12 protein-coding genes are annotated in these 12,239 nt (G+C 68.4%); 3 read left to right on the forward strand and 9 right to left on the reverse strand.

The genetic code is table 11. The annotated features are described in order from the left end of the window. Position 1: 1 nt before the first annotated feature. From AWC25_RS11560 to AWC25_RS11570, 3 genes are all read right to left on the reverse strand, one after another. Positions 2 to 1,231, reverse strand: a complete 1,230-nt coding sequence (locus tag AWC25_RS11560) for a molybdopterin-dependent oxidoreductase (protein WP_069399971.1) — start codon at positions 1,229 to 1,231, stop codon at positions 2 to 4. Then, the gene (locus AWC25_RS11565) at positions 1,228 to 1,884 is read right to left on the reverse strand and encodes a class I SAM-dependent methyltransferase (RefSeq protein WP_069399972.1); all 657 of its coding nucleotides are present in this window, start codon (positions 1,882 to 1,884) and stop codon (positions 1,228 to 1,230) included. The genes AWC25_RS11560 and AWC25_RS11565 overlap by 4 nt, the downstream gene beginning before the upstream one ends. Before the next feature lie 188 nt (positions 1,885 to 2,072). Continuing rightward, positions 2,073 to 2,810, reverse strand: coding sequence for an alpha/beta fold hydrolase (locus tag AWC25_RS11570; protein WP_085166838.1), 738 nt, complete (start codon positions 2,808 to 2,810; stop codon positions 2,073 to 2,075). 208 nt (positions 2,811 to 3,018) lie between these two features. Between AWC25_RS11570 and AWC25_RS11575 the strand changes: the two genes are divergently transcribed. Further along, a complete protein-coding gene (locus AWC25_RS11575) occupies positions 3,019 to 3,918 on the forward strand; it encodes an alpha/beta hydrolase (protein WP_069399897.1) in 900 nt (299 codons plus the stop codon). Here the strand turns inward: AWC25_RS11575 and AWC25_RS11580 are convergent. From AWC25_RS11580 to AWC25_RS11590, 3 genes are read right to left on the reverse strand one after another with little or no spacing between them, the layout of a single operon-like run. Then, entirely contained in the window at positions 3,915 to 5,216 is a 1,302-nt protein-coding gene (locus AWC25_RS11580; RefSeq protein ID WP_069399896.1) for an amidohydrolase family protein, read from the reverse strand. The genes AWC25_RS11575 and AWC25_RS11580 overlap by 4 nt on opposite strands. Beyond that, positions 5,210 to 6,397, reverse strand: coding sequence for a CoA transferase (locus AWC25_RS11585; protein WP_085166807.1), 1,188 nt, complete (start codon positions 6,395 to 6,397; stop codon positions 5,210 to 5,212). The genes AWC25_RS11580 and AWC25_RS11585 overlap by 7 nt, the downstream gene beginning before the upstream one ends. Positions 6,398 to 6,427: 30 nt before the next feature. Further along, the gene (locus tag AWC25_RS11590) at positions 6,428 to 7,444 is read right to left on the reverse strand and encodes a MaoC family dehydratase (protein WP_069399894.1); all 1,017 of its coding nucleotides are present in this window, start codon (positions 7,442 to 7,444) and stop codon (positions 6,428 to 6,430) included. Positions 7,445 to 7,551: 107 nt separating this feature from the next. Here AWC25_RS11590 and AWC25_RS11595 point away from each other — a divergent pair, with 107 nt between their 5' ends. Together AWC25_RS11595 and AWC25_RS11600 are read left to right on the forward strand one after the other, a co-directional pair. Further along, entirely contained in the window at positions 7,552 to 8,679 is a 1,128-nt protein-coding gene (locus AWC25_RS11595; RefSeq protein ID WP_069399969.1) for an acyl-CoA dehydrogenase family protein, read from the forward strand. A gap of 121 nt (positions 8,680 to 8,800) precedes the next feature. Continuing rightward, positions 8,801 to 9,268: a CD225/dispanin family protein gene (locus tag AWC25_RS11600; protein WP_085166808.1), complete on the forward strand. Its 468-nt coding sequence runs from the start codon at positions 8,801 to 8,803 to the stop codon at positions 9,266 to 9,268. On the opposite strand, the gene AWC25_RS11605 is transcribed toward AWC25_RS11600, so the two are convergent. The 3 genes from AWC25_RS11605 to AWC25_RS11615 all read right to left on the reverse strand — a co-directional run bounded on the left by AWC25_RS11605 (position 9,262) and on the right by AWC25_RS11615 (position 12,140). After that, positions 9,262 to 10,230, reverse strand: coding sequence for an enoyl-CoA hydratase/isomerase family protein (locus AWC25_RS11605; protein ID WP_085166809.1), 969 nt, complete (start codon positions 10,228 to 10,230; stop codon positions 9,262 to 9,264). The genes AWC25_RS11600 and AWC25_RS11605 overlap by 7 nt on opposite strands. Positions 10,231 to 10,233: 3 nt before the next feature. Then, positions 10,234 to 11,775, reverse strand: coding sequence for a fatty-acid--CoA ligase FadD4 (gene fadD4, locus AWC25_RS11610; RefSeq protein ID WP_085166810.1), 1,542 nt, complete (start codon positions 11,773 to 11,775; stop codon positions 10,234 to 10,236). 65 nt (positions 11,776 to 11,840) lie between these two features. Then, positions 11,841 to 12,140, reverse strand: a complete 300-nt coding sequence (locus AWC25_RS11615; protein ID WP_069399890.1) for a hypothetical protein — start codon at positions 12,138 to 12,140, stop codon at positions 11,841 to 11,843. Positions 12,141 to 12,239: the final 99 nt, after the last annotated feature.

Consider the following 12,239-nt stretch of genomic DNA (forward strand, 5'->3'; position numbering starts at 1 on the left):
CTCACGCCTCGAACTCGATAGTTCCCACCCATTTGGTGGTATGCACACCGGGCAGAGCGGGCACGATGATCCGGGCCGGGTACCCGTGGTCCAACGGCAAGTCCGCGCCGTTCACCCGCATCGCCAGCAGCGCGTCGGGATCGCCAACCTGGTTGGCCTGCAACGTCGCCAGTCCGAACGCGCCGCCGCGTTGCAGCGAAATCACCCGTGCGGAGCGCGGTGCGGGAACACCCGCGACGCGGGCCAGATCGGCCAGCCGCACACCGCTCCAGGTCTGCACGGTCGACCAGCCTTCCACGCAGGCGATCGGCAGGCGCGCGGTATGTTGCGGTAGGGCGGCCAGCTTCGCCCGATCCAACACCACCTCACTCGGCCCGCCGCGTAGCCGCAAAACCCAACGCGCCCCGACACTTTCGGGATCGATATTGGCGGCCGCCGCCGTCTTGTTGACCGGGAAGTCGTTCCTGCCGCGGCCGCGCGGCACCAGCAGCGCGGCGCCGCGGGCGGCGCCGCCGAGGGTCTGCCCGACCGTGAGCACCGCGATCAGCAACACCCCGCCGCCGACAAGCCCCAGGGCACCCCGGCGGCTCATCGTGGGTTCGGCCGGGTTGGCAGCCACCAGGCCGTCGGGGTCCGGCGGTTCGGGCCGGGTGTCGGCGCGACCGGTCCGCAGCACGTCGCGCAGCGACAGCGACCCTAGCCCGGTGACCATGCGCGGCAGCTTGATCGCGATGTGCATCAGGAACCCGGCGATGAAGACCCAGGCCCCGAAGTAGTGCGCGTCGTAGAAGCTGAAGCCGAAGATGTAGTCGTACTGAATATTCAGTACGCCGGTGATGATCTCGAACAGGACCCCACCGACGAGCAGGGTCAGCGACAGCCGCTCCAGCAGCTGGGCGATCGACCGCGCCGGCGGCCAGGCGAACAGTCGCGGAATCACCGACCACAGCTTGGCCAGCACCACCGGGATGATGACCAGTCCGAGGCCCACGTGCAGGCCCTGGGTCAGCCGGTACAGCCAGGATGGGCGGGTGGGCCAGGTGAACAACGGCAACCGCAGCCACCCCACGTCGGCCGGAATGGCCTGGCCGAGTTGCGGCGAATAGGCGATGTAGGACAACAAGCCGGTGATGGCGATGACCGGCAGCACGACCAGCAACACCAGGCCGAACACCGACGTCAACCACGGGCCGCGCAGCGGGCTGCGAAACAGCGTCGGCAGGCTGCTCAGGACGCGGTCAAGCTGGCCACCACCCGGTCGCCGATCATCCGGACGCTGGTCAACGTCAGCCCCACTTGCGCCGCGAGGTCCGCGGCGCTGTCCACCCCTACCGATGCCCATCGGAACCACGGTCCCACGTCGTAGGCGGATTCCAACCGTACCCAGCGGGTGCGGATTCCGATGGCGTCGACGTCGAACTCGGCCACGCAGCGCCCACCGCGCCGCAGCAACTCGGCCGCCCGCCCGAGAATCCGCCGCGGATCACCGCCGAGGCCGACGTTGCCGTCGACCAACAGCACCGTCTGCCAGCGCCCCATGCCCGGCAGCGGTTCGAAGACGTCACACAGCAGGGCCGGCGCCCCACCCCGGCCCGCCAGCCGGATGGCGGCCGCCGAACGGTCGATGCCGAGCGCGAAGATCCCGCGCTCGAACAGACGCGCGACCAACCGGCCCGGCCCGCAGCCGAGCTCGATGGTCGGACCGTCGCACATCTGGGTAACCGCTTCGTCGAACACCTCGTCGAGGGCATCGACGGGTTCGCCGTCCGCACGACATCGGGCGCCGAGCCAACGATGCGTTGGCAGCGCCCGAATTTCACCGTCGTCGTGGCGAATCCAACATCGCTCGCCACCCAGCGCCCGATCGTAGAGATGCCCCAGCATTTCACGTCCCTCGTGTCATGCCCGACCGGGCAACCCGGACGCGCCTCGGCATGGCCCACGCACCGACACCGACGGGGCGCCAGCATTTGAATCACTCCGACCGATACCCCGCTCTCGCCCGCATTAACCATGCGGAATCGGCCCTTTGGCTAAACCAGCAAGCGATCTGCGAGGGCACACGGTGCTGCTCAGCTGGTGCCGCCGAACAGGAACTGGTCGAGCAGTTCGTTGACCCGGCCCGGATCCTCCATCGCCACCAGGTGGGCGGCACCGTCGATCACGGTGAACGATGCGCCCGGAATGGAGTCGGCCATGGCCCGCGTCTCGGCCACCGGGAAGGTCGGGTCTTCGGCGCCGGCGACCACCAGCACCGGGGCGGTGATGCCCGCGCACAGCGCGTGCTGGTCGGGTCGGGCGGGTACCACGCTGCGCACCGCCCAGCTGACCGAATCGAAGTTGAGGGCTTCGACTTTCGCGCGCAGCGCCTCGACCACCTCCGGCCGGGTGCGCAGCGTCGTCGGCCCGACGAAATTACGGATCACCTGCCGGGTCAGGGGTGGCTTGACGCCACCGAGCACCCGGGCCGCTTGCAGCATGGCAGCGAATTTGATGCGCTGGGCCACGCCGACCTTGGACACGGTGCAGTTCATCAACACGGCGCGGTCGAGCCGGTTCGGATATAGCGCGGCGAAGGTGGCCCCGATCATCCCGCCCCAGGAATTGCCGACGAAATGTGCCTTGTCGATGCCGAGGCCGTCCAGCACGTCGACCACGCAGCGCGCGCAGTCGGTGAAACTGAACATGCCGGTGAGCCGGTCACTGCCGCCCTGGCCGGGCGGATCGATCAGCACCAGCCGGTAGTCGCCGCCGAACCGATCGGCTTGGGCGGCCCACAGGTCGCCCGTCATCATCAGGCTGGGCCACATCAGCACCGCGGGCCCCGTCCCCTCGCTGACCTGGACGTGGATCTTGCCGAGGACGGTGTCGACAAATCGCGGAACTAGCGTGGCCACTTTGCCTCCATGTTTTCCGGCCAGCCTATTGGCGGTTGTGGCGCTGGTCGCGAACCCATGGATGGATGACAACACGCGATGCCACCGCTGGACCGCTTTCCCGGTCGGTGATACTAGGCCCGTGCCGAACAACGACGTTCACCCTGATCTGCGGCGGATCGCGCGCATCGTGCCGCGCCAACTCGTCAGCCGCCGCAGCCTGTCCACCATCCGCCTGCTGACAGCGCTGCGCGAGCGGCGCAACGCCGCCGCGTCCCGGCACGCCGAGGTGATCACCCTGGCGTCCGGAGCCGGTGTTCGGCTGTTCCGGCCGCCCGGCGTGACCGCACCCGCGCCGGCACTGGTGTGGATTCATGGCGGCGGCTATGTGATGGGCAGCGCCAAGCAGGACGATCGGGTGTGCCATGGCTTCAGCACCAGGCTCGGTATCACGGTTGCGTCGGTGGAATACCGCCTGGCGCCCGAACACCGGTATCCCATCCCGCTCGAGGACTGCTATTCGGTGCTGACCTGGCTGGCCGGGCTGCCCGCGGTGGACCGCAACCGGGTCGCGATCGGCGGCGCTAGCGCCGGCGGTGGACTAGCCGCCTCGCTGGCGTTGTTGGCCCGCGATCGCGGCGAGGTCGCACCCGTGTTCCAGTTGCTGGCCTACCCGATGCTCGACGACCGCAGTTCCCTGGCCCCCGAGAACCCCGACTACCGCCTGTGGAACACCCGCAGTAACGAATTCGGCTGGGCGGCCTATCTCGGCGACGCCGATCCGCAGGTTGCCGTCCCGGCCCGCCGCGGCGACCTCAGTGGATTGCCGCCGGCGTGGATCGGCGTCGGCACCCATGACCTCTTCCACGACGAGGACCTGGCCTACGCCGAACGCCTGCGCAGCGCCGGAGTGCCCTGCGAGGTCGAGACCATCCCCGGCGCTTTCCACGGCTTCGACCTGGTCGCACCGAAAGTCGGTGTATCCCAACGCTTTTTTGACGGCCAGTGCGAAGTGCTCGGGCGTGCCCTGGCCGTTGGTTAGGCAACCACGTAAGCGAGAGTGCCGGCGATGACGGTCGCGGACACCAGCTCGGCGTCGAGTTCGGCCAGCGCCGCGGCGGGCGGTGCGCTCAGCACGCACAGATCCCCCGGCTGCCCGACCTCGACGGCCCTGGGGTGCGCGGGCTGATCGGCCCATCCGAAAAACATTGCCAACGCCGTTGGGGCCGAGACGCATTCGTTGATGCCGAGCACCGATCCGCTGGGGGTGGTGCGGTGCACCGCGGCGCGCATCGCCGCCCACGGGTCACCGCGACCGAACGGCGCGTCGGTGGACAACGCCACGCCGACGTTTGCTTTGCACAGCGACGCGACCCGCCATAGCTGATCGTGCTCGGCGGCGGGGACCTCGGCGAGGTACTGGTCACCGCGCTCGGCGACGAAGTTGGGCTGGGTCACCACCGTGACGCCGAGGTCGGCGAGGTCGGCCAGGTTGTCATCGGCGACGACGGCGGCGTGCTCGATCCGGTCCCGCGGATGGGTGCCGGCGGCGCGTAGGGCGGCGATCGTCACCACCAGCTGCGCCGCGGTGACGCAATGCACGGCGACCGGCTGCCCGTCGCGGTGGCGGCCGGTGATCCATTCGGTGAGCGCTTCGAGGTCGAGCTGGTCGTCATGCAGAATTATCTTGCCCGGCGCCAAAAACGCTATCCGGGGCCAAAACTCGCCGTGGCGATGCGCCATCATCAGCGAGACCATGTCGTCGGCGCCCAGCTCGGGGGTGGCGTCGGTGACGCCGGTGATGCCGAGCGCGACGAGTCGTCGGCTCAGTTCGGCAAGGTCGGTATGCCGGCGCGCCAGGGCCCGCGACCACGGGTCCGCGGCGCGCAGCCGTCCGTCGGGATGGTCGGCCATTTCGAGCAGGCGCAGCGCGGCCGAGTTGAGGATCCACAGGGCCCCGCTGCGGTGCTGGACCCGGACCGGGGCATTGGGCATGACGGCGTCGAGCGCCGCCCGGTCCAATTCCCCGGCGACGCTGTCGTGATAGCCGACCGCCCGGATCCAACCGTCCGGTCCCGGCGCCGCCCGCGACAGCGCTTGCCCCAGTTGATCTTTGGTGGTTACCGCCGGCGGTCCCAGCTGGACGGAATCGATCGCCGAGGCCGCCGAGCGCAAGTGCACGTGGTGGTCGTGCAAGCCCGGCAGCACCGTCCCGCCGCGCCCGTCGAGCACGGTCTCGCCGGGCCGAACAGCCAGACCTGTGCCGATCTCCTCGATCCGCGCGCCGACCCGGATATCGGTCGCCGTCCCATCCAGCAGCGTGACCCGCTGAATCAGCATGGCAGCAAATGTCGTTCGGACACGGTGCGGCGCACGGTGTCGTTGTCCGCGCCGGACGCGGCGGCCCGGCGGTGCGGCGGCGGGGGTTGGGGCACGGCCACCGGCCCGCTTTCGCCGCGTTCGGCGAGGGGAAGGGCGGCGTAAACCGCGGCGATGCCCGCCATCGACACGTCGATCAGTTCCCCGCCGCCGCGTAGCAGCGATTCGGCGACTGCCGCGGTCGCTTCCAGCCCGGTCAGCGGGTCGGCGATGGCGTCGCCGCAGAACACCGGGCCCTGGGCACTGGATCCGACCAGGCCGCCGGCCACCGCGGCGTCGTCACCGAATGCGGGGCGCAGGGATTGCTGGCCGTATCCGGTGATACGCAACCAGATTCGGCCCGGTCGTGGCACAACGTGTTGCGGCCCCAGTCTGCGCCGCGCGAGCGCCGCGGGGCGTGAGCCTTCGATGACGATGTCGGCGACCGTCAGCAGCGCCCGCAGCTCGTCGCCCTGGGCGTCGAAATCCAGGCAATAGGACAGCTTTTCGCCGTTCATCCAGTCGAAGAATTCGGCATTGCCCAGCCGGGTGCCGTCCGGTCGGCGTGGGCTTTCGACCTTGACGACGGTCGCTCCGGCGCGGGCCAGCAGGTGCCCACACAGCGGGCCGGCCCACATCGACGACAGGTCGGCGACCAGCAGGTCGGCGAAATCGCGGGGGCCGGTGGCGACGCCGATCCGGCGGGCCTGCGGCGCGGTCGCCGAGGCCTCACCGAGCCCGGCCGCGGGGATGTCCAGCAGCTGTGCGCGCTCGGTGATCGCGGACGTGAGACGTGTTGTCGCCCAGCGTTGCAACACCGGCCAGGGGTCGCCTGTGATGTCGTCGGCCTCAAGCAGAGCGGGCACGGCGGCGAGGTCGTCGGGGCGCGACAACGTGACCGCGCACCAGCCGTCGCGGGCCGCAAGCAGTCGGGTGCCGCCTCCCGCGGCGGTCCGCCCGCGGCGGGTCAATCCGAGCAGCCCGGCCCGCCCGGCCAGCAGGGTGGGCGCATCGACGGCGACACCCAACCGGGCGCCGACGGACGCGGCGACCTGCTCGGCGCGCGTCAACACGGCGGCGCGGGAGAAGTCGGGCGGCGCGTCGGGCAGGCCGGTCAGGTAGGCCAGCCCGCTGCTTCCCCAGTTGGTGGCGGCCGAGCTCACGTCCCCATTGTGCGCGTGGCGCCCACTCGGTCAGAAGTGCAGGGCACGCAGCCGCCAGTCGAGCACCGGCCGATCGGGCTCACCGGCGGTGTCGCTGACCGCATAGACTTGCGACCGCAGCCCCAGCACGCCGCCGTGTGCGCTGGCCTCGGCCGATTCGATCTGCAGCAGGCTGTACAGGGTGTCGCCCTCGTACACCGGTCCGGTGTGGTCGCAGGACTCCCAGCCCAGCACCGTCGCCAGGTTCGGCAGCAGCCTGTTGGCCTGAGCGAACGCCAAGCCGATGGTGTGCCCGCCGTATACCAAGCGGCGCCCGCCGGATCGCCAATCATGATGTGCCGCAGCAATATTCAAGGTAAGCCTGGCCAGTTCGGGCGCATTGCTGACGACATCGGCGCTGCTGTGCAGCACCCTGCCGGCCATGCCGACGTCGAAATGCGGTCCGGGGACCCGCGTTCGGAACGCTTCTCCGTCCCACTGCCCCACCGGGTCGGCCGCCGGCGGCGCGGCATCGGCGCCGATGCTGGACAGATCGTCGGAGGGGGCATCGTCGGGATTCCACCCGGGGCTGGCGGGCAGCATGGCGCAACGGTGGAAGTCGAGCACCAACCGGTCGGCCTGGTCGATCGTGGTCATCCGCAGCGCGGCCAACCCCGTCGGGGCGCGGCCGGGTTTCACCGAGTTGGCGCGCAGCCCAACGACTTCGGTGCGGGTGTAGAGCGAGTCACCGATCACCGGAAAGCGGTGAAACGTCAGCCCCCGGTAGAACAGATTGGCCTTGACCCGCTGGGTGACCAGGGTGCTCTGCCCGATGGCGACGTCGCACACCAGACCCGGATAGGCCAGGGGTCCCGGACCGCCGAGCACCGCGGCGGCCAGGTCGGCGTCCAAGGCCAGCCGTAGCCGGTCGCCCACGACGGCCTGGTGCGCGGCGGCCAGGCCCGCGGACAGGGTCGCCACCGGCGCCCAATCGAAGACCTGGCCCGGCGACAGATCGTCAAAGTACGGACCGCCCTCACGAATTCCCGCATACCCGTTACTCGTCACAACGCCTCATGCTGGCAGGCTGTCGGATCGAGGGTCAAACTCGTCCGGGCGAAGCGGGTCGCCACCATCGAGCAGAAAGGTTATCGACGGTGCACGACGAAGAAGACATGCTGGTCGACACGGTGCGGGCGTTCATCGACCGCGAGGTCAAACCGACGGTCCGCGAGGTCGAACACGCCAACACCTATCCCGAGGCGTGGATCGAACAGATGAAGCGGATCGGCATCTATGGCCTGGCCATCCCGGAGGAATACGGCGGGTCCCCGGTGTCGATGCCGGGGTACGTGCGCGTCACCCAGGAGCTGGCCCGCGGCTGGATGAGCCTGGCGGGCGCCATGGGCGGGCACACCGTGGTCGCCAAACTGCTCACGCTGTTCGGCACCGAGCAGCAAAAACGTGCCTATCTGCCGCGGATGGCCACCGGCGAAGTGCGCGCCACGATGGCGCTGACCGAACCCGGCGGCGGCTCGGACCTCCAGAACATGTCGACCACCGCGCTGCCCGACGGTTCCGGCGGCCTGGTGATCAACGGCGCCAAGACCTGGATCAGCAACGCGCGTCACTCCGGACTGATTGCGCTGCTGTGCAAGACCGACCCGAACGCGACGCCGCGGCACAGGGGGATCTCGATCCTGCTCGTCGAACAGGGCCCGGGACTGACGATTTCGCGGGATCTGCCGAAGCTGGGTTACAAGGGCGTCGAATCCTGCGAACTGTCGTTCGACAATTACCCCGTACCCGCCTCGGCCGTGCTGGGGGACCATATGGGCAAAGGCTTTTCGCAGATGATGAAGGGCCTTGAGACGGGCCGCATCCAAGTGGCCGCGCGGGCCCTGGGCGTGGCGACCGCCGCTCTCGAGGACGCGTTGGCCTACGCGCAGCAGCGGGAAAGCTTCGGCCAGCCGATCTGGAAGCACCAGGCCGTCGGCAACTACCTGGCCGACATGGCCACCAAACTCACCGCCGCCCGCCAGCTCACCCGTTACGCCGCCGAACGATACGACAGCGGCGAGCGCTGTGACATGGAGGCCGGCATGGCCAAACTATTCGCCTCCGAGGTGGCCATGGAAATCGCCCTGAACGCGGTGCGCATCCACGGCGGGTACGGCTACTCGACCGAATACGACGTCGAGCGCTACTTCCGGGACGCCCCGCTGATGATCGTCGGTGAAGGCACGAATGAGATCCAACGCAATGTGATTGCCGGGCAGCTGATCGCCCGTGGCGGCATCTGAGCAAACCAGATTTCGGCGCTCGACCACCCGGGGTGCGCTATATTTGCCTGACTTGCGCACCAGCTGAGCGGCGCGGGAGTGACCTGTTCGGACCGCAGGAACCGCCAGGAAGGTAGCTGCCATGAGTTATCCCCCAGGGCCGTACGAAGGTTCGCCCGAGTGGCAGGGCCAACCACCACCACCGGACTGGCAGGGCCAACCTCAGCAACCGGAATGGCCGGCCCAACCACAGGGCGCCTGGCCGCCGCCACCGCAGCCCGGTCCCTGGCCGGGACAACAGCCGACGGGTTGGCCGGGACAGCAAGAGCCGGATAACTATCTCGTCTGGGCGATTTTGTGCACGGTGCTGTGCTGCCTTCCATTCGGCATTGTCTCGCTTGTCTATTCGAACAAGGTCTCCGGGCTGTGGGCGCAAGGCCGGGTGGCCGAGGCGCAGGACGCGTCGAACAACGCCAAGAAGTGGGCGATCATCGGAGCGATCGCCGGCGCCGTGACGTACGCGATCATCGCGATCCTGTACATCGTGATCGCCGTGGTGGCGGTGTCGAGCATTCCGTCGACCACCCCGACCACGTTCGGGGGCTACTGAGCGATCCGTTGCGCATCAACGCCAATCGCGTCGATCAAACCCCAGTCCAGCGCGGTATCGGCACCGATGGTCCGGCCGGAGAGCACCAGATAAGCGGTACGCCAACGGCCGATCCGGCGGGTGACGCTGACGGTACCGCCGGCGCCCGGGATCAGCCCCAGGCTTAGTTCGGGCAATCCGAACACCGAATCTTTCTGTGCCTCAACATATCCGCAGAACGCGGCCATCTCCAGGCCGCTGCCCAGCACGCGGCCGTGGACTTCGGCGCGGCACGACCGGCCGAGCCGGGCCGTGAACGCATCGAGGACCAGGGCGGGACTGTGCCGGGTGCGGGCCAGATGAGCGCTCGCCGGGTCGGCGAAGGTGCCGAATTCAGCCAGGTCCCCGCCGCTGCAGAAGGATGGGCCGTTGCCGCTCAACGCAATCGCGGTCACCGACGGATCCAGCTGCGCGACGGTCAGCGCCTCGAGCAGTGCGGCCCGCGCACCGGTGGAAAAGGCATTGTGTCGGTGTGGCCGGTTGAACCGGATCCGCAAGGTGTCGCCGTCGCGCTGGGCGAGCACCGGGTCCGCGGTCTCGGGCAGCGCGGCCTGGCCGCGTTCGGCGAGCCAGCGCGCGAACTCCGGCCCGGCCTGCAAGGTCGAGTAGGCCAGCGACTCGGTCACCAGCCCGGCCAGCGCCGCGGCGTCGGGTTGCACGGCGCGCAGCACGTCGTCGCAGACGCTGCTGGCGTGCGGCCACCGCTCACACCGTGCGCGCAGCTCGGCCAATGCCTCGGGGACCGACGCGACGGTGACCACGCGCCGGTCGGCACAGTAATCCTCGGTCAACGTGAAAGTAGCGGCACCCAACCAGGATTGGCTTTCAGCGAGCTGCCCGCCCGAGCCGACGCCGACGACCACGCCGGGCAGCGGGGCGAGGCCGGCCGCCGGCGCATTCGACAGGTCGACCACCCGCAGCATCGGTCACACCGAGTACTTTTCGATCAGGCCGTTCTTGTAGAGTTTGCCGGTGTCGGTGCGGGGCAGCTGCGTCTCGAATGCGATTGACCGCGGACATTTGAAGTGCGCCAACCGGTCTCGCAGCCACGCCATTAGCTCGTCGCCGAACTCGTCGGTGGCGTCGGCCGGGTCCACCGCCTGAACGACCGCCAGCACCCGCTGCCCCATCTCGTCGTCGGGCACGCCGAACACCGCGGCGTCCAACACTTTTGGATGGGTCACCAAGAGGTTCTCGGCCTCTTGCGGGTAGATGTTCACACCACCGGAGATGATCATGTGGTGGCGGCGGTCGGTCAGGTAGAGGTACCCCTCTTCGTCGAGGTACCCGATGTCGCCGACCGTCGCCCAGCCCTGTTTGGACCGCGACGACGCGGTTTTCGTTGGGTCGTTGAGGTATTCGAAAGATTGCCCGCCCTCGAAGTAGATCTCCCCGGGCTGACCGGGCGGCAACTCGTCACCGTTCTCGTCGAGAATGTGCACGGCACCGGCCATCGGTTTACCGACCGACCCCGGATGGGCCAGCCAATCCTCGGCGGTGATCAACGTCGAGCCGTGCGCTTCGGAGGAGGCGTAGTACTCGTCGATGATCGGCCCCCACCATTCGATCATCTGCTTCTTGATCTCCACCGGACACGGCGCCGCGGCGTGCATCACCCGCTTGAGGCTGGAAAGGTCGTACGAATCACGCACGTGCTGAGGAAGTTTCAGCATCCGAACGAACATCGCCGGAACGAACTGCCCGTGCGTGACGCGGTGCCGCTGGATCGCGTCGAGAGTTCCCTCGGCATCGAACTTCTCCATCACCACCGTGGTGATGCCGCCCGCCTGGATCGTCATCGACCACACCGACGGCGCGGTGTGATACAGCGGGGCGGGGCTCAGATACACCGCGTCGGGGTCCAGCCAGAAGCTGACCAGCGCCGACATCATGCCCGGGGCATCTTCCGGTTTCACGTGCGGCAATTGACGCTTGATGCCCTTGGGCCGCCCGGTCGTGCCCGAGGAATACTGCAGCAGATCCCCCTCGATTTCGTCGTCGATCGGCGTATCGGGTTGCCCGGCAACGCAATCCGGGTAACGTTCCCAGCCGGGCAGCTCGCTCTCCGAGAGCGAGCCGGCGACCAGTAGCAGTCCCGGCAGGCCGTTCGGCAGATGCTCGGCCAGCTGGGCGCAGGTGTCCTTCAGCACCGCCGAACCGACGATCGCCTTGGCGTTGCTGTTGTCGATGATGTACGCCGCCTCGGCCGGAGTGAGGTGAGTGTTGATCGGCACGTAGTACAGGCCGCTGCGCCGAGCCGCCCACATCACCGCGTGGATGTGCTCGTTGTTCTCCATCAGGATTGCGACGCTGTCGCCTTCGCGCAGCCCGGCTTGCCGGAACCGGTGCGCCAGTTGATTGGCCCGCGCCTCGAGGTGGTCGAAGGTGACGACCGTGCCCGACGGATAGAGGATGACCGCCGGTTTATTGGCGCCTCCGGAACCGGAAGTGAAGGGGCGAATCTGCATGCGCCGACTGTACCGCCGCCGAAGTTGACGGGTGTCGACTGGCCCGCGGGCGGACCTCACCGGCTTCAGCCGTGCGGCGCCTCGGAGATCTTGCTGTCCGGCTTGCCCACCGTCTGGCAGTACGTCTGCGCGGACAGCCGCGTCGCGGAGATTTCGATGCTGCTCGGGTCGGCGCCGCTTTTATCCTTCAGCATTTTGCTGACTTCGTCGTTCTGTTTCTTCTCGTCCTGGGTGGTGAAGTCTTTGCATTTGGTATCGCCGCCGGTGTTGATCACTTTCGACGGGGAACAGCCGGTAAACAGGAGGCCGGCCGTCGCAGCCGTTATCGCCAGCGCGGCGGATGTTTTGGATGTCACAGACTTCATCGTCGGCCTCCCAGGATCGGTGTGTTGGCAATCTAATACACCGATGCCGGCGGTTCCAAACACGAATTTAAAACCAACGCAGCGTGTTTGCCCGACGGC

The organism is Mycobacterium sherrisii (genome assembly GCF_002102355.1).
Classification (GTDB): Bacteria; Actinomycetota; Actinomycetes; order Mycobacteriales; family Mycobacteriaceae; genus Mycobacterium; species Mycobacterium sherrisii.